At 40.7% G+C, this 23,229-nt stretch carries 38 protein-coding genes and 1 pseudogene; 38 read left to right on the top strand and 1 reads right to left on the bottom strand.

Annotated elements, in window-relative coordinates; all coding sequences use genetic code 11:
- Nucleotides 1-22: 22 nt before the first annotated feature.
- The 37 genes from C1G57_RS02835 (at nt 23) to C1G57_RS02650 (ending at nt 21,496) form a co-directional block, all read left to right on the top strand.
- Nucleotides 23-1,204: a competence/damage-inducible protein A gene (locus tag C1G57_RS02835; RefSeq protein ID WP_105113657.1), complete on the top strand. Its 1,182-nt coding sequence runs from the start codon at nt 23-25 to the stop codon at nt 1,202-1,204.
- Between the two features lie 51 nt (nt 1,205-1,255).
- A complete protein-coding gene (gene recA / locus C1G57_RS02830) occupies nt 1,256-2,407 on the top strand; it encodes a recombinase RecA (RefSeq protein WP_105113656.1) in 1,152 nt (383 codons plus the stop codon).
- A gap of 160 nt (nt 2,408-2,567) precedes the next feature.
- The gene (spx, locus tag C1G57_RS02825) at nt 2,568-2,966 is read left to right on the top strand and encodes a transcriptional regulator Spx (protein WP_029177692.1); all 399 of its coding nucleotides are present in this window, start codon (nt 2,568-2,570) and stop codon (nt 2,964-2,966) included.
- 105 nt (nt 2,967-3,071) lie between these two features.
- Nucleotides 3,072-3,338: an IreB family regulatory phosphoprotein gene (locus C1G57_RS02820; protein WP_029177693.1), complete on the top strand. Its 267-nt coding sequence runs from the start codon at nt 3,072-3,074 to the stop codon at nt 3,336-3,338.
- A complete protein-coding gene (gene ruvX, locus C1G57_RS02815; RefSeq protein WP_105109788.1) occupies nt 3,338-3,757 on the top strand; it encodes a Holliday junction resolvase RuvX in 420 nt (139 codons plus the stop codon). Before C1G57_RS02820 ends, ruvX begins: the two co-directional genes overlap by 1 nt.
- 11 nt (nt 3,758-3,768) lie before the next feature.
- Nucleotides 3,769-4,086: a DUF1292 domain-containing protein gene (locus C1G57_RS02810; RefSeq protein ID WP_004195480.1), complete on the top strand. Its 318-nt coding sequence runs from the start codon at nt 3,769-3,771 to the stop codon at nt 4,084-4,086.
- 539 nt (nt 4,087-4,625) lie between these two features.
- Complete coding sequence (locus C1G57_RS02805) at nt 4,626-5,099, top strand: sigma-70 family RNA polymerase sigma factor (protein ID WP_238139119.1); 474 nt, start codon at nt 4,626-4,628, stop codon at nt 5,097-5,099.
- 265 nt (nt 5,100-5,364) lie between these two features.
- Nucleotides 5,365-5,673 (top strand): 30S ribosomal protein S10, encoded by a 309-nt coding sequence (rpsJ, locus tag C1G57_RS02800; protein WP_002939332.1) that lies wholly within the window; start codon nt 5,365-5,367, stop codon nt 5,671-5,673.
- Between the two features lie 97 nt (nt 5,674-5,770).
- Nucleotides 5,771-6,397 carry a 50S ribosomal protein L3 gene (gene rplC / locus C1G57_RS02795; RefSeq protein ID WP_004195488.1) on the top strand — a complete coding sequence of 209 codons (627 nt, stop codon included), beginning with the start codon at nt 5,771-5,773 and terminating at the stop codon, nt 6,395-6,397.
- A 24-nt stretch (nt 6,398-6,421) separates the two neighbouring features.
- Entirely contained in the window at nt 6,422-7,045 is a 624-nt protein-coding gene (gene rplD, locus C1G57_RS02790) for a 50S ribosomal protein L4 (protein WP_004195490.1), read from the top strand.
- A complete protein-coding gene (locus tag C1G57_RS02785; RefSeq protein ID WP_004195491.1) occupies nt 7,045-7,344 on the top strand; it encodes a 50S ribosomal protein L23 in 300 nt (99 codons plus the stop codon). Before rplD ends, C1G57_RS02785 begins: the two co-directional genes overlap by 1 nt.
- Before the next feature lie 17 nt (nt 7,345-7,361).
- Nucleotides 7,362-8,195, top strand: a complete 834-nt coding sequence (rplB, locus tag C1G57_RS02780; RefSeq protein ID WP_002936663.1) for a 50S ribosomal protein L2 — start codon at nt 7,362-7,364, stop codon at nt 8,193-8,195.
- 101 nt (nt 8,196-8,296) lie between these two features.
- Nucleotides 8,297-8,578 carry a 30S ribosomal protein S19 gene (gene rpsS / locus C1G57_RS02775; protein ID WP_000533766.1) on the top strand — a complete coding sequence of 94 codons (282 nt, stop codon included), beginning with the start codon at nt 8,297-8,299 and terminating at the stop codon, nt 8,576-8,578.
- 17 nt (nt 8,579-8,595) lie between these two features.
- Nucleotides 8,596-8,940 carry a 50S ribosomal protein L22 gene (rplV, locus tag C1G57_RS02770; RefSeq protein WP_002936662.1) on the top strand — a complete coding sequence of 115 codons (345 nt, stop codon included), beginning with the start codon at nt 8,596-8,598 and terminating at the stop codon, nt 8,938-8,940.
- 12 nt (nt 8,941-8,952) lie between these two features.
- The gene (gene rpsC, locus C1G57_RS02765) at nt 8,953-9,606 is read left to right on the top strand and encodes a 30S ribosomal protein S3 (RefSeq protein WP_044689746.1); all 654 of its coding nucleotides are present in this window, start codon (nt 8,953-8,955) and stop codon (nt 9,604-9,606) included.
- A gap of 3 nt (nt 9,607-9,609) precedes the next feature.
- Entirely contained in the window at nt 9,610-10,023 is a 414-nt protein-coding gene (rplP, locus tag C1G57_RS02760) for a 50S ribosomal protein L16 (protein WP_002936660.1), read from the top strand.
- Between the two features lie 9 nt (nt 10,024-10,032).
- Nucleotides 10,033-10,239: a 50S ribosomal protein L29 gene (rpmC, locus tag C1G57_RS02755; protein ID WP_002936659.1), complete on the top strand. Its 207-nt coding sequence runs from the start codon at nt 10,033-10,035 to the stop codon at nt 10,237-10,239.
- A 23-nt stretch (nt 10,240-10,262) separates the two neighbouring features.
- The gene (gene rpsQ, locus C1G57_RS02750) at nt 10,263-10,523 is read left to right on the top strand and encodes a 30S ribosomal protein S17 (RefSeq protein WP_000440801.1); all 261 of its coding nucleotides are present in this window, start codon (nt 10,263-10,265) and stop codon (nt 10,521-10,523) included.
- A 24-nt stretch (nt 10,524-10,547) separates the two neighbouring features.
- On the top strand, nt 10,548-10,916 hold the full coding sequence (rplN, locus tag C1G57_RS02745; RefSeq protein WP_002936658.1) for a 50S ribosomal protein L14: 369 nt from the start codon (nt 10,548-10,550) through the stop codon (nt 10,914-10,916).
- A gap of 84 nt (nt 10,917-11,000) precedes the next feature.
- Nucleotides 11,001-11,306 (top strand): 50S ribosomal protein L24, encoded by a 306-nt coding sequence (rplX, locus tag C1G57_RS02740; RefSeq protein ID WP_014637292.1) that lies wholly within the window; start codon nt 11,001-11,003, stop codon nt 11,304-11,306.
- 23 nt (nt 11,307-11,329) lie between these two features.
- Nucleotides 11,330-11,872, top strand: a complete 543-nt coding sequence (gene rplE / locus C1G57_RS02735; protein WP_002936653.1) for a 50S ribosomal protein L5 — start codon at nt 11,330-11,332, stop codon at nt 11,870-11,872.
- A 14-nt stretch (nt 11,873-11,886) separates the two neighbouring features.
- Complete coding sequence (locus C1G57_RS02730; protein ID WP_002936651.1) at nt 11,887-12,072, top strand: type Z 30S ribosomal protein S14; 186 nt, start codon at nt 11,887-11,889, stop codon at nt 12,070-12,072.
- A 336-nt stretch (nt 12,073-12,408) separates the two neighbouring features.
- The gene (rpsH, locus tag C1G57_RS02720) at nt 12,409-12,807 is read left to right on the top strand and encodes a 30S ribosomal protein S8 (protein WP_002936647.1); all 399 of its coding nucleotides are present in this window, start codon (nt 12,409-12,411) and stop codon (nt 12,805-12,807) included.
- 237 nt (nt 12,808-13,044) lie between these two features.
- On the top strand, nt 13,045-13,581 hold the full coding sequence (gene rplF, locus C1G57_RS02715; protein ID WP_004195502.1) for a 50S ribosomal protein L6: 537 nt from the start codon (nt 13,045-13,047) through the stop codon (nt 13,579-13,581).
- Nucleotides 13,582-13,669: 88 nt separating this feature from the next.
- Nucleotides 13,670-14,026 (top strand): 50S ribosomal protein L18, encoded by a 357-nt coding sequence (rplR, locus tag C1G57_RS02710; RefSeq protein ID WP_002936641.1) that lies wholly within the window; start codon nt 13,670-13,672, stop codon nt 14,024-14,026.
- An 18-nt stretch (nt 14,027-14,044) separates the two neighbouring features.
- Nucleotides 14,045-14,539, top strand: a complete 495-nt coding sequence (gene rpsE, locus C1G57_RS02705; RefSeq protein WP_002936639.1) for a 30S ribosomal protein S5 — start codon at nt 14,045-14,047, stop codon at nt 14,537-14,539.
- Between the two features lie 14 nt (nt 14,540-14,553).
- Nucleotides 14,554-14,736, top strand: a complete 183-nt coding sequence (rpmD, locus tag C1G57_RS02700; RefSeq protein ID WP_002936638.1) for a 50S ribosomal protein L30 — start codon at nt 14,554-14,556, stop codon at nt 14,734-14,736.
- Between the two features lie 134 nt (nt 14,737-14,870).
- The gene (gene rplO, locus C1G57_RS02695; RefSeq protein ID WP_002936637.1) at nt 14,871-15,311 is read left to right on the top strand and encodes a 50S ribosomal protein L15; all 441 of its coding nucleotides are present in this window, start codon (nt 14,871-14,873) and stop codon (nt 15,309-15,311) included.
- A gap of 13 nt (nt 15,312-15,324) precedes the next feature.
- The gene (gene secY, locus C1G57_RS02690) at nt 15,325-16,635 is read left to right on the top strand and encodes a preprotein translocase subunit SecY (protein WP_105113655.1); all 1,311 of its coding nucleotides are present in this window, start codon (nt 15,325-15,327) and stop codon (nt 16,633-16,635) included.
- A gap of 93 nt (nt 16,636-16,728) precedes the next feature.
- Nucleotides 16,729-17,370, top strand: coding sequence for an adenylate kinase (locus tag C1G57_RS02685; RefSeq protein ID WP_105113654.1), 642 nt, complete (start codon nt 16,729-16,731; stop codon nt 17,368-17,370).
- Between the two features lie 122 nt (nt 17,371-17,492).
- On the top strand, nt 17,493-17,711 hold the full coding sequence (gene infA, locus C1G57_RS02680) for a translation initiation factor IF-1 (RefSeq protein ID WP_002936627.1): 219 nt from the start codon (nt 17,493-17,495) through the stop codon (nt 17,709-17,711).
- Between the two features lie 24 nt (nt 17,712-17,735).
- Complete coding sequence (gene rpmJ, locus C1G57_RS02675; protein WP_001808836.1) at nt 17,736-17,852, top strand: 50S ribosomal protein L36; 117 nt, start codon at nt 17,736-17,738, stop codon at nt 17,850-17,852.
- A gap of 19 nt (nt 17,853-17,871) precedes the next feature.
- On the top strand, nt 17,872-18,237 hold the full coding sequence (rpsM, locus tag C1G57_RS02670; RefSeq protein WP_099832346.1) for a 30S ribosomal protein S13: 366 nt from the start codon (nt 17,872-17,874) through the stop codon (nt 18,235-18,237).
- A gap of 17 nt (nt 18,238-18,254) precedes the next feature.
- Nucleotides 18,255-18,638: a 30S ribosomal protein S11 gene (gene rpsK / locus C1G57_RS02665; protein WP_057491590.1), complete on the top strand. Its 384-nt coding sequence runs from the start codon at nt 18,255-18,257 to the stop codon at nt 18,636-18,638.
- A gap of 44 nt (nt 18,639-18,682) precedes the next feature.
- A complete protein-coding gene (locus tag C1G57_RS02660) occupies nt 18,683-19,621 on the top strand; it encodes a DNA-directed RNA polymerase subunit alpha (protein ID WP_105113653.1) in 939 nt (312 codons plus the stop codon).
- A 14-nt stretch (nt 19,622-19,635) separates the two neighbouring features.
- Nucleotides 19,636-20,022 carry a 50S ribosomal protein L17 gene (gene rplQ / locus C1G57_RS02655; protein WP_105113652.1) on the top strand — a complete coding sequence of 129 codons (387 nt, stop codon included), beginning with the start codon at nt 19,636-19,638 and terminating at the stop codon, nt 20,020-20,022.
- A gap of 211 nt (nt 20,023-20,233) precedes the next feature.
- The gene (locus C1G57_RS02650; RefSeq protein ID WP_105113651.1) at nt 20,234-21,496 is read left to right on the top strand and encodes a gamma-glutamylcysteine synthetase; all 1,263 of its coding nucleotides are present in this window, start codon (nt 20,234-20,236) and stop codon (nt 21,494-21,496) included.
- A gap of 59 nt (nt 21,497-21,555) precedes the next feature.
- On the opposite strand, the pseudogene C1G57_RS02645 reads toward C1G57_RS02650, so the two are convergent.
- Nucleotides 21,556-22,491: pseudogene (locus tag C1G57_RS02645) on the bottom strand (IS30 family transposase).
- Nucleotides 22,492-22,894: 403 nt separating this feature from the next.
- Between C1G57_RS02645 and C1G57_RS02640 the strand changes: the two are divergent.
- Nucleotides 22,895-23,229, top strand: a 335-nt coding sequence (locus C1G57_RS02640; RefSeq protein ID WP_105113650.1) for a sigma-70 family RNA polymerase sigma factor, incomplete at its 3' end; no start/stop codon positions are given.

Genomic DNA, 23,229 nt, shown 5'->3' with positions numbered 1-23,229 from the left:
GCACCTTAGACAGAGGAGGAATATGAAAGCAGAACTAATCGCCGTTGGAACGGAAATCCTGACAGGTCAAATCGTCAATACCAATGCCCAGTTCCTTTCGGAGAAATGCGCAGAGCTGGGAATTGATGTTTACTTCCACACAGCTGTTGGAGATAATGAACAGAGGCTTTTGTCTGTACTGGAGGTAGCCAGCAAGCGCAGTGAGCTAGTTATTCTCTGTGGAGGACTGGGGCCAACAGAAGATGACTTGACTAAGCAGACCTTGGCAGCCTTCTTAGGTAGAAAATTGGTCTTTGATGAAAAAGCCATGGCAAAATTAGACCGATTCTTTGCCAGCCGACCGGGTCGTGTCCGCACGCCCAATAATGAACGCCAAGCACAAATCGTTGAGGGAAGTCAGGCTTTGCAAAATCCAGCAGGTTTGGCAGTAGGAGGCTTGATTGAGCAAAATGGGGTATCTTATGTAGTATTGCCAGGCCCTCCAAGTGAACTTAGAGCCATGTTTACAGAAAGTTTACAACCTTTGCTTAACCAGTCAAGTCAGCAACTCTATTCTCGTGTTCTACGCTTTTTTGGTATTGGCGAAAGTCAGTTGGTGACGATTTTAGCTGATTTGATTGACAAACAAACTGACCCAACTCTTGCCCCCTATGCCAAGGTTGGTGAAGTGACCTTGCGTTTATCTACCAAGGCAAACAGTCAAGAAGAAGCGGATTTGCGTCTGAAACAGTTGGAAGAAGACATCTTACAACGTGATAAACTGAGAGAATATTTCTATGCTTACGGTGAGGAAAATAGTCTAGTACAGACAGTAGCAGAGCGATTGGTGGAAAAGAATAAAAGAATAGCCATCGTCGAACAGGGAATAGGCGGACTTTTACAGTCAGAAGTCAGTTTGGCTTTGGCTGGGCAACCTTATTTTAGCGGTGGAAAAGTCATCGGTCAGTTAGGTACAGAATCGGGCAGGTGCTCAGAAGAAGCTGATGGCATTCGTGAGGAGCTACAGGCTGATTTGGGACTGGCTGTGTCGGTACTTATTAAGCCTGAGTCGACAGAGGATAACGTTCTTGCAAAGGTATATCTAGCCTTGGCTAGCACCTCTGGCATTTCCCAAAAAGAGGTTGACTTGGGTGGCTACTCCTGGCAACACATCCGCCAATTAGCTTGCTTGCAAGCCTTAGATTTTGTACGAAACACTTTGTGAAAGAAAAGAATTTTGCTATAATAGTTTGATTAAGAAAAGAGGAGAACAGCATTGGCTAAAAAACCTGCTAAAAAATTAGAAGAAATTACAAAGAAATTTGGAGATGAGCGTAAAAAGGCGCTCGACGATGCCCTTAAAGCTATTGAAAAAGATTTTGGTAAGGGTGCGGTGATGCGCTTGGGAGAGCGTGCTGAACAGAAAGTTCAGGTGATGAGCTCAGGTAGTCTATCTATCGATATTGCACTAGGTGCAGGTGGCTATCCTAAAGGGCGTATTGTGGAAATTTATGGTCCGGAAAGTTCAGGTAAGACAACCGTTGCTTTGCACGCAGTAGCTCAGGCTCAGAAAGATGGTGGGATCGCTGCCTTTATCGATGCGGAACACGCCTTGGATCCAGCCTATGCAGCGGCTCTTGGTGTAAACATCGATGAGTTGCTCTTGTCACAGCCAGACTCAGGGGAGCAAGGTCTAGAAATCGCTGGTAAGTTGATTGACTCAGGTGCGGTTGATTTGGTTGTTGTGGACTCTGTTGCAGCTCTTGTACCTCGTGCAGAAATTGACGGTGATATCGGCGATAGCCACGTTGGTTTGCAGGCTCGCATGATGAGCCAGGCCATGCGCAAACTTGGTGCTTCTATTAACAAAACCAAGACAGTAGCTATTTTCATTAACCAATTGCGTGAAAAAGTTGGGGTTATGTTTGGTAACCCTGAAACAACGCCTGGTGGACGTGCCCTTAAGTTCTATGCTTCTGTTCGTATGGATGTCCGTGGAAATACGCAAATCAAGGGTACTGGTGACCAAAAAGATCAAAACGTTGGTAAGGAAACCAAGGTCAAGATCGTGAAGAACAAGGTAGCCCCTCCCTTTAAAGAGGTTGTTGTTGAAATCATGTATGGTGAAGGAATTTCTCGTACAGGTGAATTGATTGAGATTGGAACCAATCTTGGTTTTATCAAAAAAGCTGGTGCATGGTATTCATATAATGGCGAAAAAATCGGACAAGGCTCTGAGAATGCTAAGAAGTATCTCGTTGAACATCCAGAAGTCTTTGACGAAATTGACCGCAAAATCCGTGTTCACTACGGCTTGATTGAAGGTGAGGAAACACCAGAAGTCGTGACAGAAGAGGCTCCTGTTGCAATCGAAGAGGTTCAAGATGTTATTTTGGACTTGGATGGCGGTATTGAATTAGAAGAATAAAAGCGAAAAAAGTTTGGGTTATCCAGACTTTTTTCTGATTAAAAAACGAATATTCGCCCCAAAATTTAAAGTTTTTTTAAAAATAGGTCTACAGACGGATGGAATTTGTGGTATAATAGTTTATAATGTGCTTACTAAGATGTAGCAAAGGAGTGACTACATGATTAAAATTTATACAGTATCTAGTTGTACTTCTTGTAAGAAAGCAAAGAACTGGTTGAATGCCCATCAATTGTCCTATAACGAACATAACCTAGCTAAAGAGGCAATCACCAAGGAAGAAATTTTAAATATCTTGACCAAGACGGAAAATGGCATTGCAAGTATTGTATCGTCAAAAAATCGCTATGCTAAGAGTTTGGACTTTGATATCGAAGATTTGAGTGTCAATGAAGTGATTGACTTGATTACTTCTAATCCACGTATTTTGAAAAGTCCAATTCTGATTGACGAGAAACGATTGCAGGTTGGATATAAAGAAGATGACATTCGCGCCTTCTTACCACGAGCGGTTCGCAATGTAGAGAACGCTCAAGCTCGTATGCGAGCAGCCTTATAAGAGTGAGGAAGAACTCTGTTTCAGGGTTCTTTTTACACTTTCTTTGTGCTTGCTCTGGAAATATGATATAATGAAGATGAATAAAAATTGAAAGAAGGTGTAAGTATGGGATTCACAGAAGAAACAGTTCGCTTTCGTCTGGATGACACAGATAAGCAAGAAATTAGTCAAACCTTGACCAGTGTTTATCGTTCATTGGAGGAAAAAGGCTATAATCCAATCAACCAAATCATTGGCTATGTATTAAGTGGGGACCCTGCTTATATTCCTCGCTACAATGATGCCCGCAATCAAATTCGCAAACATGAACGCGATGAAATCATCGAAGAATTGGTGCGTTACTACCTGAAAGGGAATGGGATTGACCTCTAATGAGAATAATGGGATTAGATGTCGGTTCAAAGACGGTTGGAGTAGCTATTTCAGATCCCTTGGGATTTACAGCTCAAGGTTTGGAAATCATCCCAATTGACGAAGAAAAGGGTGAATTTGGTTTTCAACGTTTAACTGAGTTGGTTGAACAATATAAGGTTGATAAGTTTGTTGTAGGCCTACCTAAGAATATGAATAATACTAGCGGACCTCGTGTCGAAGCTAGTCAGGCCTATGGAAATTTATTGATTGAACAATACAAACTACCAGTTGATTACCAGGACGAACGGTTAACAACCGTAGCGGCAGAGCGCATGCTGATTGAGCAGGCAGATATCAGTCGCGGAAAACGTAAAAAAGTTATCGACAAATTAGCAGCCCAGCTGATTTTACAAAATTATTTAGATAGAACATTTTAAAGGAGATACTAATGGCACATCATCATGACCATGAACACGACCACAATCACGACGAACGTGAATTGATTACTTTGGTAGACGACCAAGGTAATGAAACACTTTTTGAAATTTTATTGACAATTGACGGTCAAGAAGAATTTGGTAAAAACTACGTTCTCTTAATTCCTGCAAGCGCAGAAGAAGATGAGAACGGAGAAGTTGAAATTCAAGCCTACTCATACATTGAAAATGAGAACGGCACAGAAGGCGACCTCCAACCAATCCCAGAAGACGCAACAGCAGAATGGGATATGATTGAAGAAGTCTTCAACAGCTTTATGGAGGAATAAAAAGGTCCAGTGGACCTTTTTATCATGAGCCTGAAAACAAGAAAGCGAATTAAGGTCCAGTGGACCTTTTTATCTTTTGCTTGAAAATAGGAGAGCAAAACCAAGTCCGGTGGAGCTTGAATCATGAGCATGAAAATAGAAGAACGAATTAAGGTCTGGGGGAGTGAAACAGTCTGGGGAGAGACTGTTTCAGCCCGAGCCGAGAAATAGGATAGCGAGGAAACAGTCTGGGGATAGACTGTTTCAGCCTGCGCCAAGAAACAGAATGTGAAGTCGAAACATTAGTCTTATAAAGAAGATTATGGTTTGGTTTTTATATAAATCACAAGCTAAAGTCGTTAGAATGATATTTCTAACGATTTTTTCTTATGGAAGCTCATAAAAATAACACTAAAATCAAAGAAGAATTGGATTTAATAATGGCCAACTTACAATAAAATACAATTGATAAATCATATTTACTAAGTTAGTAGACAAAAATGTCCTGTAGAAAGTTAGCTCTTTTCGATAAACTTAAACCATCAAACAAAGGAGATAGGATGATGGAATTTGAAAAGATGTATGATAGCGTAAAAGGAATTGTTAACAAGGCTCGTAAAGAGTTTTATATCAAACTGTGGGACAGAGATGACTGGGAGCAGGAAGGCATGATAACCTTGTTTGAATTATTGGAGGATCAACCATGGTTGATTGGGGAAAGAGCCCAGTTGTATTGTTATTTCAAGGTTAAATTCAGAAATCGGATTAAGGACTATGTTCGCAGACAGGAAAGTAAAAAGCGCAAGTTTGACCGAATGCCTCATGAAGACATACATGAACTATCACAAGTAATACAATCGCCAGGTTTAGTCAATGACGAGCTATTGTTGTTGAGAGGTGCCTTGAGAGATTATCGGAAAAATTTGTCCATGGACCAATTGGAAAATTATGAAAAACTAATTAGTGGTCAGAGTTTCAATGGTCGTAAGAATATGCTTAGAGATTTACAAGAACATTTAAAGGACTTTCGATGATTGTTTTCTACTAATGCTATAAGAATAATGGCGATAAAATATACGAACCGCCTCCCAAAACAGAAGTTTTGGGATTTTTAAATTTTTAAGTAAAAACTCTTGCAATGCACAATATAATTTGATAGAATGTTCTAGTGCCGTAAAAATTACGGCTGTAGCTTTGATGCAAGAGGTTGCGACACGCTCGGTTGCATTGCCACGCAACACGTGTTGGTTTTCTTGTGGAGCTAGCCTATTATCTTAAATAGACGAAAAGGAGAAAAAGATGGCAAACAAAAAAATCCGCATCCGCTTGAAAGCGTACGAACACCGTACACTTGATACAGCAGCTGCAAAAATCGTTGAAACTGCAACTCGTACAGGTGCTCAAGTAGCAGGTCCAGTTCCGCTTCCAACTGAACGTAGCCTCTACACAATCATCCGTGCGACTCACAAGTACAAAGATTCTCGTGAGCAGTTCGAAATGCGTACACACAAACGTTTGATCGACATCATCAACCCAACTCAAAAAACAGTTGATGCTTTGATGAAATTGGATCTTCCAAGTGGTGTAAACGTAGAAATCAAATTGTAATCAAGTCGCGAGCAAAACTCAGAAACTTGATTTGAGCATAAAAAACGCTCGTTAAAAACTTTTTAACTATAAAAATAAGAAAAGGAATATTTTTCTCATGACAAAAGGAATCTTAGGGAAAAAAGTGGGAATGACTCAAATCTTCACTGAATCTGGTGAATTTATCCCTGTTACTGTCATCGAAGCAACTCCAAACGTTGTTCTTCAAGTGAAAACAGTTGAAACTGATGGTTATGCTGCAGTTCAAGTTGGTTTTGATGACAAACGTGAAGTATTGAGCAACAAACCTGCCAAAGGCCATGTAGCTAAAGCTAACACAGCTCCTAAGCGCTTCATTCGTGAATTCAAAAACATTGAAGGCTTGGAAGTTGGACAAGAAATTACAGTTGAAACTTTCGCAGCTGGTGATGTTGTTGATGTAACTGGTACATCTAAAGGTAAAGGTTTCCAAGGTGTTATCAAACGCCATGGTCAATCACGTGGTCCTATGGCTCACGGTTCTCGTTACCACCGTCGTCCAGGTTCTATGGGTCCTATTGCACCTAGCCGTGTATTCAAAGGTAAAAACCTTGCAGGTCGCATGGGCGGCAACCGTGTAACAATTCAAAACCTTGAGGTTGTACAAGTTGTTCCAGAAAAGAACGTTATCCTTATCAAAGGTAACGTACCAGGTGCTAAGAAATCTCTTATCACTATCAAGTCAGCAGTTAAAGCTGGTAAATAATAAGGAAAGGGGAAATCAGTCGAAATGGCAAACGTAACATTATTTGACCAAACTGGTAAACAAGCTGGTGAAGTAGTTCTTAACGATGCGATTTTTGGTATCGAGCCAAACCAAGCAGTTGTATTTGATGTGATCATCAGCCAACGTGCTAGCCTTCGTCAAGGTACTCACGCAGTTAAAAACCGTTCAGCAGTCTCAGGTGGCGGACGCAAACCATGGCGTCAAAAAGGAACTGGACGTGCTCGTCAAGGTTCTATCCGTTCACCACAATGGCGTGGCGGTGGCGTAGTCTTCGGACCAACTCCACGTTCATACGCGTACAAACTTCCACAAAAAGTTCGTCGCTTGGCACTTAAATCTGTTTACTCAGAAAAAGTTGCTGAAAACAAATTTGTAGCTGTTAACTCACTTGAATTCACAGCTCCAAAAACTGCTGAATTTGCAAAAGTGCTTGCAGCATTGAGCATTGATTCTAAAGTCCTTGTTATTCTTGAAGAAGGCAACGAATTCGCAGCTCTTTCTGCTCGTAACATCCCAGGAGTTAAAGTTGCAACTGCAACAACTGCAAGCGTACTTGACATCGCAAATGCAGACAAACTTCTTGTAACTCAAGCAGCTATCTCTAAAATTGAGGAGGTTCTTGCATAATGAATTTGTATGATGTTATCAAAAAACCTGTCATCACAGAAAGCTCAATGGGCCAACTCGAAGCAGGCAAGTATGTATTTGAAGTTGACACTCGTGCACACAAACTCTTGATCAAGCAAGCCGTTGAAGCTGCATTCGAGGGTGTTAAAGTTGCGAATGTTAACACAATCAATGTGAAACCTAAAACAAAACGCGTAGGTCGTTATGTAGGTCGCACAAACAAAGTGAAAAAAGCAATCATCACATTGGCTGCTGATTCAAAAGCGATTGAATTGTTCGCTACAGCTGACGCTGAATAATCAAAGGAGGAATTAACGTGGGTATTAAAGTTTATAAACCAACGACAAATGGCCGTCGTAACATGACTTCTTTGGACTTCGCTGAAATCACAACAAGCACTCCAGAAAAAAGCTTGCTTGTTGCTTTGAAGAGCAAAGCTGGTCGTAACAACAACGGTCGCATCACTGTTCGTCACCAAGGTGGCGGTCACAAACGTTTCTACCGTTTGGTAGACTTCAAACGTAACAAAGATGGCGTTGAAGCAATCGTTAAAACGATCGAATACGATCCAAACCGTTCAGCAAACATCGCTCTTGTACACTACACAGACGGTGTTAAAGCTTATATCATTGCTCCTAAAGGACTTGAAGTTGGTCAACGCATCGTTTCAGGCCCAGAAGCAGATATCAAAGTTGGTAACGCACTTCCACTTGCAAACATCCCAGTCGGTACTGTTGTTCACAACATCGAGTTGAAACCAGGTCGCGGTGGTGAGTTGGTTCGTGCTGCCGGTGCATCTGCACAGGTTCTTGGTCAAGAAGGTAAATACGTTCTTGTTCGCCTTCAATCAGGTGAAGTTCGTATGATCCTTGGTACTTGCCGTGCTACTGTTGGTACTGTAGGTAACGAACAACATGGCCTTGTTAACCTTGGTAAAGCAGGTCGTAGCCGTTGGAAAGGTATCCGTCCAACAGTTCGCGGTTCTGTGATGAACCCTAACGATCACCCACACGGTGGTGGTGAAGGTAAAGCACCAGTTGGTCGTAAAGCACCATCTACACCATGGGGTAAACCAGCTCTTGGTTTGAAAACTCGTAACAAGAAAGCTAAATCTGACAAACTTATCGTTCGTCGTCGCAACCAAAAATAATCTATTCTTAGTTGCATAGCATTCTATATCATCCGCCAACTCGGTAGCCCGCAAAGCGGGCAAGCCGCTGTGGTACATATTTTAAAGGAGAAAATACTAAAATGGGACGTAGTCTTAAAAAAGGACCTTTCGTCGATGAGCATTTGATGAAAAAAGTTGAAGCTCAAGCAAATGACGAAAAGAAAAAAGTAATTAAAACTTGGTCACGTCGTTCAACGATCTTCCCAAGTTTCATCGGTTATACAATCGCAGTTTACGATGGACGTAAACATGTACCTGTATACATTCAAGAAGACATGGTAGGTCACAAACTTGGTGAATTTGCACCAACTCGTACTTACAAAGGTCATGCTGCTGACGACAAGAAAACTCGTCGTAAATAATTTAGGAGGAAAACACAATGGCAGAAATTACTTCAGCTAAAGCAACTGCTCGCACAGTACGTGTTTCACCTCGTAAATCACGTCTTGTCTTGGATAACATCCGTGGCAAAAGCGTAGCAGACGCAATCGCAATCTTGAAATTCACACCAAACAAAGCTGCAGGCATTATCGAGGGAGTTTTGAACTCAGCAATCGCTAACGCTGAAAACAACTTTGGTTTGGAAAAAGCTAACTTGGTAGTCAGCGAAGCATTCGCAAACGAAGGGCCAACGTTGAAACGTTTCCGTCCACGTGCGAAAGGTTCTGCTTCACCAATCAACAAACGCACAGCTCACATCACTGTAGTTGTGGCAGAGAAATAAGGAGGTAAAAACGTGGGTCAAAAAGTACATCCAATTGGTATGCGTGTTGGCATCATCCGTGATTGGGATGCTAAATGGTATGCTGAAAAAGAATACGCGGATTACCTTCATGAAGATCTTGCAATCCGCAACTTTATCAAAAAAGAATTGGCTGATGCGTCAACATCAACAATCGAAATCGAACGTGCTGTAAACAAAGTTATCGTTTCTATCCACACTGCTAAACCAGGTATGGTTATCGGTAAAGCTGGTAGTAACGTTGATGCACTTCGTGCTCAATTGAACAAATTGACTGGTAAGCAAGTACACATCAACATCATCGAAATCAAACAACCTGATTTGGATGCACACCTTGTTGGTGAGTCAATCGCTCGTCAATTGGAGCAACGTGTGGCGTTCCGCCGTGCTCAAAAACAAGCTATCCAACGTGCAATGCGCGCTGGTGCAAAAGGTATCAAAACACAAGTTTCTGGTCGTTTGAACGGTGCTGATATTGCCCGTGCAGAAGGCTATTCAGAAGGAACTGTTCCTCTTCATACACTTCGTGCGGATATCGACTACGCTTGGGAAGAAGCTTTGACAACTTACGGTAAACTTGGTATCAAAGTATGGATCTACCGTGGTGAAGTTCTTCCAGCTCGTAAAAACACTAAAGGAGGTAAATAACAAATGTTAGTACCTAAACGTGTAAAACACCGTCGTGAATTCCGTGGAAAAATGCGCGGTGAAGCTAAAGGTGGAAAACAAGTAGACTTTGGTCAATACGGTCTTCAAGCAACTACTAGCTCATGGATTACAAACCGCCAAATCGAAGCTGCCCGTATCGCTATGACGCGTTACATGAAACGTGGTGGTAAAGTTTGGATTAAGATCTTCCCACACAAATCATACACTGCTAAAGCTATCGGTGTACGTATGGGTTCTGGTAAAGGTGCTCCTGAAGGTTGGGTAGCTCCAGTTAAACGCGGTAAGGTTATGTTTGAAGTAGCTGGCGTTTCTGAAGAAATTGCACGCGAAGCATTCCGCCTTGCTGGTCACAAATTGCCAGTTAAAGTTAAATTCGTAAAACGTGAAGCAGAATAAGGAGAAGACATGAAACTTCAAGAAATTAAAGATTTTGTAAAAGAACTTCGTGGCCTTTCTCAAGAAGAACTTGCTAAGAAAGAAAACGAATTGAAGAAAGAACTCTTCGAACTTCGTTTCCAAGCTGCTGCTGGTCAACTTGAGCAAACTGCTCGTTTGAACGAAGTGAAGAAACAAATTGCACGTATCAAAACTGTGCAATCTGAAACTAAATAATAGATTGGGAAAGGAGAATTTCAATGGAACGCAATAATCGTAAAGTTCTTGTTGGACGCGTAGTGTCTGACAAAATGGACAAAACAATCACAGTTGTAGTTGAAACTAAACGTAACCACCCAGTCTATGGTAAACGTATTAACTACTCTAAAAAGTACAAAGCTCATGATGAAAACAATGTTGCTAAAGAAGGTGATATCGTTCGTATCATGGAAACTCGCCCACTTTCAGCTACAAAACGCTTCCGTCTTGTAGAAGTTGTGGAAGAGGCAGTTATCATTTAATCAACCTGAAAGGAGAAAATTGACATGATTCAAACAGAAACTCGTTTGAAAGTTGCTGACAACAGTGGCGCACGTGAAATCTTGACAATCAAAGTTCTTGGTGGTTCAGGACGTAAATTCGCGAACATCGGCGACATCATCGTTGCTTCAGTAAAACAAGCTACTCCTGGTGGTGCGGTTAAAAAAGGTGACGTTGTTAAAGCCGTTATCGTTCGTACTAAGACAGGTGCTCGTCGTGCTGATGGTTCATACATCAAATTCGATGAGAATGCTGCAGTTATCATCCGTGAAGACAAAAACCCTCGCGGAACTCGTATCTTTGGCCCAGTGGCACGCGAATTGCGTGATGGCGGTTTCATGAAAATCGTTTCATTGGCACCAGAAGTACTTTAATTTAAAATCTAACAAACTAAGTCCCCTGGTTACATTACTAACCAGGGTGCCCATTAGGGCGTAAGAAATCATAGGAGAAATCAAATGTTTGTAAAAAAAGGCGATAAAGTTCGCGTAATCGCTGGTAAAGACAAAGGCGTTGAAGCTCTTGTCGTAACAGCACTTCCAAAAGTAAACAAAGTTATTGTTGAAGGTGTTAACATCGTTAAGAAACACCAAAAACCAAACAGCGAAAACCCTCAAGGTGCTATCGTTGAAAAAGAAGCTCCAATCCATGTGTCAAACGTTCAAGTTCTTGACAAAAATGGTGTTGCAGGACGCGTTGGTTACAAGTTTGTAGATGGCAAAAAAGTTCGCTACAACAAAAAATCAGGCGAAGTGCTTGATTAATCACGAAGGAAAGGAGAAGTATAATGGCAAATCGTTTAAAAGAAAAATATCTTAATGAAGTAGTTCCTGCTTTGACTGAACAATTTAACTATTCTTCAGTTATGGCTGTGCCAAAAGTTGATAAGATCGTTTTGAACATGGGTGTTGGTGACGCTGTTTCTAACGCTAAAAACCTTGAGAAAGCTGCTCAAGAATTGGCTTTGATCTCAGGTCAAAAACCACTTATCACTAAAGCTAAGAAATCAATCGCCGGCTTCCGTCTTCGTGAGGGTGTTGCGATCGGTGCGAAAGTAACTCTTCGTGGCGAACGTATGTATGAGTTCTTGGACAAATTGGTTACAGTTTCACTTCCACGTGTACGTGACTTCCACGGTGTACCAACTAAGTCATTCGACGGACGTGGTAACTACACACTTGGTGTGAAAGAGCAATTGATCTTCCCAGAAATCAACTTCGACGATGTTGATAAAACTCGCGGTATGGATATCGTTATCGTTACAACTGCTAACACTGACGAAGAATCACGTGCATTGCTTACTGGCCTTGGTATGCCGTTTGCAAAATAAGAGGGAGAGAATAAATGGCTAAAAAATCAATGATCGCTAAGAACAAACGCCCAGCTAAGTTCTCTACACAAGCTTACACACGCTGTGAAAAATGTGGACGTCCACACTCAGTTTACCGCAAATTCAAATTGTGCCGTGTATGCTTCCGCGACTTGGCTTACCTTGGACAAATTCCTGGCGTAACAAAAGCTTCTTGGTAAGATAAGATGTGAGAGCGTTTAGCAACCAACGCAAAGATTGGAGATTTGACGATGAAGTTTACTTCTAGGAAAATCTATCTTCTTTGCTAAGGTTGTAGCTCGAACTCAATTAAAACATGATACTAAGGGCGTGACGGACAAAGTGAAAATAGGAACTCTAGCGAAGAACGCTTGCGTTCTAGATAGAGTTATCTTTTTCACACAGGCCGTAGCCTGAGTTCAAATGTTAGGATGCAATAGCATCATACTAGCAAATTCAAACTTTGCATTGCCTATCAGGCACACATTAACTAGCAAGTGACTAGATCAAACTGCTAGTGAGAGGAGAAACAACAAATGGTTATGACTGACCCAATTGCAGATTTTTTGACACGTATTCGTAACGCTAACCAAGCAAAACACGAAGTGCTTGAAGTTCCTGCATCAAACATCAAAAAAGGTATTGCTACAATCCTTAAAAACGAAGGTTTTGTGAAAAACGTTGAATTCATCGAAGATGACAAACAAGGCATCATCCGTGTATTCTTGAAATACGGACCAAACGGTGAAAAAGTTATTACTAACTTGAAACGCGTTTCAAAACCAGGTCTTCGTGTTTACTCAAAACGTGAAGATATTCCAAAAGTTCTTAACGGACTTGGTATCGCAATCATCTCAACATCAGAAGGTCTTTTGACTGACAAACAAGCTCGTCAAAAGAACGTTGGTGGTGAGGTTATCGCATACGTTTGGTAATCTTTTAGCTCCCAATTTCGTCATGTGCCTGTGTTAGAGCGCCTTGGCATACTCGAGTATAGCCTGTGTCGCTCTGCCTTGGCACATTTAGAAATTGAAACCTAAAAGCATGATTGCTTCTCAAATGCGATCATGAAACCCGCTCATTCGAACGCGGGCTAAAGTCCGTGTTTAAATGAGACCCCGTGAAAACTAGTCGCTCGACGGCTTGATAATTTAACAGGAGAATTAAAAAATATGTCACGTATTGGTAATAAAGTAATTACATTGCCTGCTGGTGTTGAGCTTGCTCAAAACAACGGCGTGGTAACTGTAAAAGGACCTAAAGGGGAATTGACTCGTGAATTCCCAACTGCTATTGAAATCCGTGTGGAAGGTGCAGAAGTAACTCTTCACCGTCCAAACGATTCAAAAGAAATGAAGACTATTCACGGTACTAGCCGTGCTAACCTCAACAACATGGTTGTTGGTGTTTCTGAAGGCTTCAAAAAAGAACTTGAAATGCGTGGTGTCGGTTACCGTGCTCAATTGGCTGGTAACAAATTGACACTTGCTGTTGGTAAATCACATCCAGATGAAGTGGTTGCACCAGAAGGTATTACATTTGAAGTTCCAACACCAACACAAATCGTCGTGTCTGGTATCAACAAAGAAGTTGTTGGTCAAACAGCAGCTTACATCCGTAGCCTTCGCGCTCCTGAGCCATACAAAGGTAAAGGTATCCGCTACGTTGGTGAATTCGTTCGCCGTAAAGAAGGTAAAACAGGTAAATAATAGCTTGCTGAGGTGGCTTAGCCACCTGGCTGACTATTTCTCAAATTGTTTCGTAAGAAACAGAATCATACATTAAGAGGTGAATATTGTGATTTCAAAACCAGATAAAAACAAAATCCGCCAAAAACGCCACCGTCGCGTTCGCGGTAAAATCTCTGGAACTGCTGCTCGCCCACGTTTGAACATTTTCCGTTCTAATACAGGCATCTACGCTCAAGTGATTGATGACGTAGCGGGTGTAACGCTCGCAAGCGCTTCTACTCTTGATAAAGAAGTTTCAAAAGGTACTAAGACAGAACAAGCTGTTGTTGTAGGTAAACTCGTTGCTGAACGCGCGGTAGCTAAAGGTATTTCTGAAGTGGTCTTTGACCGCGGTGGATATCTCTATCACGGACGTGTGAAAGCTTTGGCTGAATCAGCTCGTGAAAACGGATTGAAATTCTAATAGGGAGGACACTAAGAAATGGCATTCAAAGATAACGCAGTTGAAATTGAAGAACGCGTAGTAGCCATCAACCGTGTTACAAAAGTTGTTAAAGGTGGACGTCGTCTTCGTTTTGCAGCTCTTGTGGTTGTTGGTGACCGTAACGGTCGCGTAGGTTTCGGTACTGGTAAAGCTCAAGAAGTACCAGAAGCTATCCGTAAAGCAGTTGAATCTGCTAAGAAAAACATGATTGAGGTACCAATGGTTGGTACAACAATTCCACACGAAGTTCGCTCAGAATTTGGCGGCGCTCGTGTATTGTTGAAACCTGCTTCAGAAGGTTCTGGGGTTGCTGCCGGTGGTGCAACTCGTGCCGTAATTGAATTGGCAGGTATCGCAGATGTGACTTCTAAGTCACTTGGTTCAAACACACCAATCAACATCGTTCGCGCAACAGTTGAAGGTTTGAAACAGTTGAAACGTGCTGAAGAAGTGGCTGCACTTCGTGGCATTTCAGTTTCTGATTTGGCATAAGAAAGGAGATACTCATGGCTCAAATTAAAATCACTTTGACTAAGTCTCCAATCGGTCGCAAACCAGAACAACGTAAAACAGTTGTTGCACTTGGACTTGGTAAATTGAACTCTTCAGTTGTTAAGGAAGATAACCCAGCTATTCTTGGAATGGTGAACGCTATCTCTCACTTGGTAACTGTTGAAGAAGTTAAGTAACTTCAAGATATACAAACGGACTAAGTCGCAGAGAATTCTTTGCGACTTCTAGTCAATTTTCAAAAAGAAGCGAGTTTGTGGATAAAGACTCTTGTAATCCACAGGCGCTAGCATATAAAAGAGGAGAAAAAATAATGAAACTTCATGAATTGCAACCTGCAACAGGTTCTCGTAAAGTCCGCAACCGTGTAGGTCGTGGTACATCATCAGGTAACGGTAAAACTTCTGGCCGTGGTCAAAAAGGTCAAAAAGCTCGTAGCGGTGGCGGTGTTCGCCCAGGTTTTGAAGGTGGACAAACTCCATTGTTCCGTCGTCTTCCAAAACGTGGTTTCACAAACATCAATGCTAAAGAGTACGCAATCGTTAACCTTGATCAATTGAACGCTTTTGAAGATGGTGCTGAAGTAACACCAGTTGTACTTATCGAAGCTGGTATCGTTAAAGCTGAAAAATCAGGTATCAAAATCCTTGGTAACGGCGAATTGACGAAGAAATTGACAGTTAAAGCTGCTAAATTCTCTAAATCAGCTGAAGAAGCAATCACTTCTAAAGGTGGCTCAGTAGAAGTCATCTAAGAGGTGACAGCCTATGTTTTTTAAACTTTTAAAGGATGCCTTGAAAATAAAATTGGTACGTAGTAAAATTCTATTTACCATTTTTATCCTTTTGGTTTTCCGAATTGGTACTCATATTACAGTGCCAGGGGTCAATGCAAAAAGTCTTGAAGCCTTATCAAATGTACCATTCTTGAATATGTTAAGTTTGGTTTCTGGTAACGCAATGCGAAACTTCTCGGTTTTTGCCCTTGGGGTCAGCCCCTACATAACGGCCTCTATCATTGTTCAACTCTTACAGATGGATATTTTGCCTAAATTTGTAGAGTGGGGCAAACAGGGTGAAGTTGGTCGCCGAAAATTAAATCAAGCGACCCGCTACATTTCTTTGGTACTGGCATTTGTTCAGTCTATCGGTATCACAGCAGGTTTCAATGTCCTATCAGGTGCAAAATTGACCAATATGCCTCTCAACTGGCAAACCTATTTGTTAATCGGTTCAATTTTGACAACTGGTTCGGTTATTGTTACTTGGTTAGGAGAACAAATTTCTGAAAAAGGCTATGGTAATGGGACATCGATGATTATCTTTGCAGGTATCATTTCATCCTTGCCAGGAACTTTTTATGAGATTTACATCGACCGTTTTGTCAATATTGAATCTAGTCGTTTGGGTGAGTCAGCGATTTTCGTCACAGCACTCATTATCTTAATACTCTTTGTTGTCTACTTTACAACCTTTGTACAACAAGCCGAATACAAACTACCTATTCAGTACACAAAACGTGCTCAAGGTGCACCTTCTAGTTCTTATTTGCCCTTAAAATTGAATCCAGCAGGAGTTATTCCCGTAATCTTTGCAGGTTCTATCACTGCAGTTCCAACCTCCTTGATTCAATACTTTGCAAGTCAGAACAGAAGTGCAGGTTGGTTAATGGCGGTTCAAGAATACTTTGATTATTCAACAGTCAAAGGGATGATTGTATATGCAGCTTTGATTATCTTGTTCACTTTCTTCTATACTTTTGTTCAGGTTAATCCTGAAAAAACAGCAGAAAGTTTGCAAAAGAGCGCTGCCTATATCCATGGTGTAAGACCTGGTAATGGGACAGAGCAATTCTTGTCGAAGTTGTTAAAACGATTAGCTGCTATTGGTGCAGTATTCTTAAGCTTTATCGCACTTTTGCCAATCCTTGCACAAAATCTCTTTGGGCTTTCTTCGAATATTGCCTTCCTGGGTACAAGTTTGATTATCCTGATTTCAACAAGTATCGAAGGCATTAAGCAGTTGGAAGGCTACCTTCTTAAGAGAAAATATGTAGGTTTCTTAGAAATTACAGAATAGAATATAGGTTGACCTCGTCAACCTTCTATTTTGTTTTTAGATAAGTTTGTCAATGGTGGCAAATTTATGTGAAAACAAAATAAGGAGTTTGTCATGAATCTTTTAATTATGGGTTTACCAGGTGCTGGTAAAGGAACACAGGCGGCTAAGATTGTTGAGAAATTTAATGTTGCTCATATTTCTACAGGTGATATGTTCCGTGCAGCGATGGCTAATCAGACTGAGATGGGGGGGTTGGCTAAGTCTTATATTGACAAGGGCGATTTAGTACCAGATGAAGTTACTAATGGCATTGTCAAAGAGCGCTTGGTTCAAGATGATATTAAAGAAAAAGGTTTCTTGTTGGACGGTTACCCACGTACTATCGAGCAAGCCCATGCACTAGATGCTAACTTAGCAGAGCTAGGTATCGAGTTGCAAGGGGTTATCAATATTGAGATTGATCCATCCAAATTGGTTGAGCGCTTAAGTGGTCGTATCATTCATAAAGAAACAGGGGAAACCTTCCATAAGGTATTCAATCCACCAGTTGGAGATTACAAAGAGGAAGATTTCTACCAACGTGAAGACGATAAGCCAGAATCTGTCAAACGCCGTTTAGAAGTGAACATTGCGCAAGGCCAACCGATTATTGATCACTATCGTGCCAAAGGTTTGGTACATGATATCGAAGGCGATCAAGACATCGAACTTGTTTTCCAAGCAATTGATACTGTGTTGTCAAAATTGCAATAAACTTAATAGATTTGGCTTGCATTTTTCTAGGAAAGATGATAAAATAGCCTAGTCTGACTTATAATTGTTACCTCTGTGTTCAGAGGGCATCAAATCGATATTTAGAGAGGGGTTACTTTTGCATGGCAAAAGAAGATGTGATTGAAATTGAAGGCAAAGTAGTTGATACAATGCCAAATGCTATGTTTACTGTTGAGTTGGAAAACGGACACCAAGTCCTTGCAACTGTTTCTGGTAAAATCCGTAAGAACTACATTCGTATTTTGGTCGGTGACCGCGTAACTGTTGAGCTTAGTCCATACGACTTGACACGTGGACGTATCACATACCGCTTTAAATAGTCGAAATACTTGGAGGGATTAGACATGAAAGTAAGACCATCGGTCAAACCAATTTGCGAATACTGCAAAGTTATTCGTCGTAATGGTCGTGTTATGGTGATTTGCCCAGCAAACCCTAAACACAAGCAACGTCAAGGTTAAGAAATAGAAAGGAGAAAACATGGCTCGTATTGCTGGAGTTGACATTCCAAATGACAAACGTGTAGTTATTTCATTGACTTATGTTTACGGTATCGGTCTCGCAACTTCTAAGAAAATTCTTGCTGCTGCAGGTATTTCAGAAGATGTTCGCGTAAAAGACTTGACACCTGATCAAGAAGACGCTATCCGTCGTGAAGTTGATGCAATCAAAGTTGAAGGTGACCTCCGTCGTGAAGTTAACTTGAACATCAAACGTTTGATGGAAATCGGTTCATACCGTGGTATCCGTCACCGTCGTGGACTTCCTGTCCGTGGACAAAACACTAAAAACAATGCCCGCACTCGTAAAGGTAAAGCTGTTGCGATCGCAGGTAAGAAAAAATAAAATAGGAGGTAGAAAAATTGGCTAAACCAACACGTAAACGTCGTGTGAAAAAGAATATCGAATCTGGTATTGCTCATATTCACGCAACATTTAATAACACTATTGTTATGATTACTGATGTGCATGGTAACGCGATTGCTTGGTCATCAGCTGGTGCTCTTGGTTTCAAAGGTTCTCGTAAATCTACACCATTTGCCGCTCAAATGGCTGCTGAAGCTGCTGCTAAATCTGCACAAGAACACGGTCTTAAAACAGTTGAAGTTACCGTTAAAGGCCCAGGTTCAGGTCGTGAGTCTGCTATCCGCGCTCTTGCTGCCGCTGGTCTTGAAGTAACAGCAATTCGTGATGTGACTCCTGTACCACACAATGGTGCTCGTCCTCCAAAACGTCGCCGTGTATAATCATACAATCCATACACAGCTTTTCGTTTAAGAGGGAGTAAGAAATGATTGAGTTTGAAAAACCAACAATAACAAAAATTGATGAAAATAAAGATTACGGCAGATTTGTCATCGAACCATTAGAACGTGGTTACGGAACAACTCTTGGTAACTCTCTTCGTCGTGTACTTCTTGCTTCACTACCAGGTGCTGCAGTAACATCAATTAAGATTGATGGCGTACTCCACGAATTCGACACAGTTCCAGGTGTCCGTGAAGATGTTATGCAAATTATTCTTAGCATCAAAGGCATTGCTGTAAAATCTTATGTCGAAGACGAAAAGACGATTGAACTTGATGTAGTAGGTCCGGCTGAAGTAACAGCAGGTGACATTCTTACTGACAGTGACATTGAAATTATTAACCCTGATCATTATCTATTCACTATTGCTGAAGGTGCAAGCTTTAGAGCAACCTTGACTGTTAATTCAGGCCGTGGTTATGTGCCAGCTGAAGGCAATAAGAAAGATGATGCACCAGTGGGAACACTTGCGGTGGATTCTATCTACACGCCAGTGAAAAAAGTCAACTATCAAGTAGAACCAGCTCGCGTTGGTAGTAACGATGGATTTGACAGATTAACACTTGAAATCAACACAAATGGTACCATTATACCAGAAGATGCACTTGGTCTTTCTGCGCGTATTTTGATGGAGCACTTAGGTCTATTCACTGATTTGACAGAAGTAGCGAAATCTGCTGAAGTTATGAAAGAAGCTGAAGTGACATCAGATGATCGTATGCTTGATCGTACGATTGAGGAATTGGACCTTTCTGTTCGCTCATACAACTGTTTGAAACGTGCAGGAATTAACACTGTATTTGATTTGACAGAGAAAACTGAGCCAGAAATGATGAAAGTGCGCAATCTTGGCCGTAAGAGTCTTGAAGAAGTCAAGGTTAAATTGGCTGACTTGGGTCTAGGATTGAAGAAAGATAAATAATATAGGAGGAAATCATGGCATACCGTAAACTAGGACGCACTAGCTCACAACGTAAAGCAATGTTGCGCGATTTGACAACTGACCTTTTGATCAACGAATCAATCGTTACAACTGAAGCTCGTGCTAAAGAAATCCGTAAAACAGTTGAAAAAATGATCACACTTGGTAAACGTGGTGACTTGCACGCACGTCGTCAAGCTGCTGCATTTGTTCGTAACGAAATTGCATCTGAAAACTATGATGAAGCAACTGATAAGTACACAGCTACTACTGTACTTCAAAAATTGTTCTCTGAAATTGCACCTCGTTATGCAGAACGCAATGGTGGATATACTCGTATCCTCAAAACAGAACCACGTCGTGGTGATGCTGCCCCAATGGCAATTATCGAACTTGTATAAGATCATCAATTTTGTTGAGTGTTATGATGATGGGATTTGTTTCAAATCCTTAGTCTAGCTCTGGTCTGCCGCTGGGTTTTCCCAGCGGTAACACTCATCATATTGATTGGACGCTTGTTTACGAAATTACTCTAATATAGAATAATTTCGTAAGCAGGCGTTTTATTTTTGCATAAAATTTGATATACTTTAAAGAATGAATGGAGAACACATGGCAGAAATTACAAACTTCTTTAAAGAATACTATCTTTCCAAAATGAAGGATAATCCAGAGTTATTTATTGGCATTGAACTTGAATATCCAATAGTGAACAAAGAGGGGGGACAAACCTCGATTAAAGTAGCTAAAGACTTAATGGAATATCTTTCAAGCAAAGAAGAGTTTAATGTAGTAAAGTTTGATGAGGATGGGTGCCCGATAGAAATCGTCAGTATGGAAGGTGATTTAATTCTCTTTGAAGTAACTTATAATACACTTGAGCTTGCATTTGCCAAAGCAAGGTACATTCAGGATATAGAAAAGCGTTTTGAAGTATATTTGGACCAAATTCAGCGTTTTTTAGGCTTGTACCATCATGAATTGCAGGGAGTGGGCATCAATCCAAATTGGAAACTAAATGACCATAGACCTGTGGCTACAGGGCGTTATCGCATGCTTATGGATTATTTAAAACTATCTGCAAACTATCCTCACATGCACCAATATACAGATTACGCGGGCATCATATGTGGTAATCAGGTCCAATTTGATGTATCTAGGAAAAATTATCTAAGAGTTCTTAACGCATTTAATAAGATTGAGGCTGTCAAAGCTTATCTATTTGCTAATTCTGAGTTCGAAGATTTTGCAGATATGACAGTAAGCCGTGATTATTTTTGGGAAGCCTCTATGCATGGCTTGATTGAGGATAATGTCGGGGTTTATCCTGAGGATTTCAATACAGAAACAGACTACCTTGAGTTTCAGAAAAGAACGGCCATGTTCTATATTGAGCGTAACAAGGGGTATTATTACTTTCATCCCATTAGGATTAAAGAGTATTTAAAAAATAAAAACATAACAGCTTATTCGGCAACTGGAAAGCAAATAGAGTTTAGTCCTCACATTGACGATTTAAAGAGCCATCGTTCCTATCATTATCAAGAATTAACCAAGAGAGGAACAGTTGAATTTCGAAGTATCTGTACACAGCCCTTTGAAAGCACATTTGCGCCAACGGCTTTCCAATTAGGCTTGCTTGTAAATTTAGAAAAATTTGAAAAAATACTAGAAGAGACAGACTTCTTTGACTTTTTTGGCAGAGATTATAAGCATCTTCGCAAACAATTCTCAGTAAAATGTCTTACAAAAATGGAACGAGAAATCCTATGGAAACTATCCAGAGAACTGGTTGCCTGTGCGAAAGAAGGCCTGAAAGCCAGAGGTATGGGTGAAGAAAAATACTTATTAGCCTTGCAGGAAAATAATAGCTAATCAAAAAGGCTATCAGTTTTCTCAATTTTAAAATAAATTCCCTGAATTTCTAGTTTAAATTAGCCACCAGCTAGAAATGCACTCGGCGACTTGTAGTCCAAGAATTTTTAGGGTAGTTGTTAATCCAATTTTCGATAAAAGCGACTTCTTTCGGGGTCGTTTTCATGGTTCCATTTGGTAACCATCTCCGAATCAATCGATTGTGATTTTCATTCGTTCCCCCTCTCCCATGAAGAGTAGATATATTCCTCGGGAAACACTTCAGCCAGATGACTAAACTCTGTACCGTTTTCGGCACTTATAGACAGGATACGATGTTCCCTCAAGATTCCCTCCAGTGCTTGATTGACTGACTCAGTGGTTTTGTTAGGTATCAGACGGATGATTTGGTGTCTGCTCCGCCGGTCGGTTAAGACTAACAGGCAATAATTTTTTATCTTAGTCAGTAGGACGGTATCAATTTCATAATGACCGTTTTCCAAGCGAAGATTAATAACGTCAGGACGTTCTTCGATAGATTTACCAGTCGGCTTAAAGTTCGGACTGGCTTGCTTCTTGACACCTTTTCTTTTTCTGGGATAAAGCATGTCGGCCTTCGTCAATCCTAAATGACCATTATGAAACCAGTAGTAGATGGTTGAAATACCAACTTTCACTTGCTTCTTCTTAACCATCATTTCAGGCGAAAATTTTTGCTTATGATAGTGTAAGATCATCTCTCTGATTTCCTTTGTTAGAATTAACTTTTTCACCGACCGTTTTCGATTGGATTGGTAAACAGTTTGTGCGTAATCGGCAGAATAGACCTTTTTGTATAGCCCTTTTCTCACTTGTTGTAAAGTTGTACCTCTTTTGACTTCATTATGAATCGTTTGAGGGACCTTTCCTAACAAGCCTGCAATTTCACGATTGGACATATTTTCAAGTTTCCACTGTTCAATCAAGCGGCGGTTATCTATTGTCAAATGTTTCCCTTTTGGGTAATGTTCTTGCATATCTATGCCTTTCCTTGTGTTTGTGGCGAACTTCAAGTATAGCACAGAGGTGTTTTCTTATACCTTACGTCAGATTTCATTTGACAGCAGGCACCCTTGAAGCTATTATCAAATGAAATCATCAACTTACTCAAACATAGTGAAACATCTAATTCTTGACTAAGGTAAGGTGGCTAACTTCATTATAGAAATTTCATTTGACTACTGAATTCAAAATATCTTCGTCAAATACCTTGAAAAGCTTGACAAATGGTAGAAAAACAGCGCATAAAACAAAATATCCGTCTTGTCATAAAGTATCCATAGTAAATCACCTTGATTTAAAGTCTACAAGACAAAAATGTCCTGTAGAAAGCCAACACTTTTCGATAAACTTAACCCATCAACCAAAGGAGATTAAGTAATGAAATTCGAAAAAGTGTACGCAAGTGTCAAAGGAATTGTAACCAAGGCTCGAAAAGAGTTTTACATTAAACTATGGGATTGCGATGATTGGGAACAAGAAGGAATGATGACCTTGTTTGAATTATTGGAAGAACAACCGTGGTTAGTTGATGAACAAGTTCAATTGTATTGTTATTTCAAAGTCAAGTTCAGAAATCGAATGAAGGATCGAATTCGTAAACAGGAAAGTCAAAAACGCAAGTTTGATCGTATGCCACATGAAGATATTCATGAATTATCTCACGCCATACAATCACCAGGCTTGATAAACGATGAACTATTAATGTTGAGAGG

The organism is Streptococcus suis, assembly GCF_002960425.1.
GTDB lineage: Bacteria > Bacillota > Bacilli > Lactobacillales > Streptococcaceae > Streptococcus > Streptococcus suis_S.
The sequence above is the reverse complement of the archived record's forward strand: the minus strand, read 5'-3'. Positions and strand labels throughout refer to the sequence as shown.

What these genes read in the sequence shown, in the direction of transcription:
- C1G57_RS02835 (WP_105113657.1), top strand. Translation starts at nt 23, where the DNA reads ATGAAAGCAGAACTAATCGCCGTTGGAACGGAAATCCTGACAGGTCAA.
- spx (WP_029177692.1), top strand. Translation starts at nt 2,568, where the DNA reads ATGATTAAAATTTATACAGTATCTAGTTGTACTTCTTGTAAGAAAGCA.
- C1G57_RS02820 (WP_029177693.1), top strand. Translation starts at nt 3,072, where the DNA reads ATGGGATTCACAGAAGAAACAGTTCGCTTTCGTCTGGATGACACAGAT.
- ruvX (WP_105109788.1), top strand. Translation starts at nt 3,338, where the DNA reads ATGAGAATAATGGGATTAGATGTCGGTTCAAAGACGGTTGGAGTAGCT.
- C1G57_RS02810 (WP_004195480.1), top strand. Translation starts at nt 3,769, where the DNA reads ATGGCACATCATCATGACCATGAACACGACCACAATCACGACGAACGT.
- C1G57_RS02805 (WP_238139119.1), top strand. Translation starts at nt 4,626, where the DNA reads ATGATGGAATTTGAAAAGATGTATGATAGCGTAAAAGGAATTGTTAAC.
- rpsJ (WP_002939332.1), top strand. Translation starts at nt 5,365, where the DNA reads ATGGCAAACAAAAAAATCCGCATCCGCTTGAAAGCGTACGAACACCGT.
- rplC (WP_004195488.1), top strand. Translation starts at nt 5,771, where the DNA reads ATGACAAAAGGAATCTTAGGGAAAAAAGTGGGAATGACTCAAATCTTC.
- rplD (WP_004195490.1), top strand. Translation starts at nt 6,422, where the DNA reads ATGGCAAACGTAACATTATTTGACCAAACTGGTAAACAAGCTGGTGAA.
- C1G57_RS02785 (WP_004195491.1), top strand. Translation starts at nt 7,045, where the DNA reads ATGAATTTGTATGATGTTATCAAAAAACCTGTCATCACAGAAAGCTCA.
- rpsS (WP_000533766.1), top strand. Translation starts at nt 8,297, where the DNA reads ATGGGACGTAGTCTTAAAAAAGGACCTTTCGTCGATGAGCATTTGATG.
- rplV (WP_002936662.1), top strand. Translation starts at nt 8,596, where the DNA reads ATGGCAGAAATTACTTCAGCTAAAGCAACTGCTCGCACAGTACGTGTT.
- rplP (WP_002936660.1), top strand. Translation starts at nt 9,610, where the DNA reads ATGTTAGTACCTAAACGTGTAAAACACCGTCGTGAATTCCGTGGAAAA.
- rpmC (WP_002936659.1), top strand. Translation starts at nt 10,033, where the DNA reads ATGAAACTTCAAGAAATTAAAGATTTTGTAAAAGAACTTCGTGGCCTT.
- rpsQ (WP_000440801.1), top strand. Translation starts at nt 10,263, where the DNA reads ATGGAACGCAATAATCGTAAAGTTCTTGTTGGACGCGTAGTGTCTGAC.
- rplN (WP_002936658.1), top strand. Translation starts at nt 10,548, where the DNA reads ATGATTCAAACAGAAACTCGTTTGAAAGTTGCTGACAACAGTGGCGCA.
- rplX (WP_014637292.1), top strand. Translation starts at nt 11,001, where the DNA reads ATGTTTGTAAAAAAAGGCGATAAAGTTCGCGTAATCGCTGGTAAAGAC.
- rplE (WP_002936653.1), top strand. Translation starts at nt 11,330, where the DNA reads ATGGCAAATCGTTTAAAAGAAAAATATCTTAATGAAGTAGTTCCTGCT.
- C1G57_RS02730 (WP_002936651.1), top strand. Translation starts at nt 11,887, where the DNA reads ATGGCTAAAAAATCAATGATCGCTAAGAACAAACGCCCAGCTAAGTTC.
- rpsH (WP_002936647.1), top strand. Translation starts at nt 12,409, where the DNA reads ATGGTTATGACTGACCCAATTGCAGATTTTTTGACACGTATTCGTAAC.
- rplF (WP_004195502.1), top strand. Translation starts at nt 13,045, where the DNA reads ATGTCACGTATTGGTAATAAAGTAATTACATTGCCTGCTGGTGTTGAG.
- rpsE (WP_002936639.1), top strand. Translation starts at nt 14,045, where the DNA reads ATGGCATTCAAAGATAACGCAGTTGAAATTGAAGAACGCGTAGTAGCC.
- rpmD (WP_002936638.1), top strand. Translation starts at nt 14,554, where the DNA reads ATGGCTCAAATTAAAATCACTTTGACTAAGTCTCCAATCGGTCGCAAA.
- rplO (WP_002936637.1), top strand. Translation starts at nt 14,871, where the DNA reads ATGAAACTTCATGAATTGCAACCTGCAACAGGTTCTCGTAAAGTCCGC.
- secY (WP_105113655.1), top strand. Translation starts at nt 15,325, where the DNA reads ATGTTTTTTAAACTTTTAAAGGATGCCTTGAAAATAAAATTGGTACGT.
- C1G57_RS02685 (WP_105113654.1), top strand. Translation starts at nt 16,729, where the DNA reads ATGAATCTTTTAATTATGGGTTTACCAGGTGCTGGTAAAGGAACACAG.
- infA (WP_002936627.1), top strand. Translation starts at nt 17,493, where the DNA reads ATGGCAAAAGAAGATGTGATTGAAATTGAAGGCAAAGTAGTTGATACA.
- rpmJ (WP_001808836.1), top strand. Translation starts at nt 17,736, where the DNA reads ATGAAAGTAAGACCATCGGTCAAACCAATTTGCGAATACTGCAAAGTT.
- rpsM (WP_099832346.1), top strand. Translation starts at nt 17,872, where the DNA reads ATGGCTCGTATTGCTGGAGTTGACATTCCAAATGACAAACGTGTAGTT.
- C1G57_RS02660 (WP_105113653.1), top strand. Translation starts at nt 18,683, where the DNA reads ATGATTGAGTTTGAAAAACCAACAATAACAAAAATTGATGAAAATAAA.
- rplQ (WP_105113652.1), top strand. Translation starts at nt 19,636, where the DNA reads ATGGCATACCGTAAACTAGGACGCACTAGCTCACAACGTAAAGCAATG.
- C1G57_RS02650 (WP_105113651.1), top strand. Translation starts at nt 20,234, where the DNA reads ATGGCAGAAATTACAAACTTCTTTAAAGAATACTATCTTTCCAAAATG.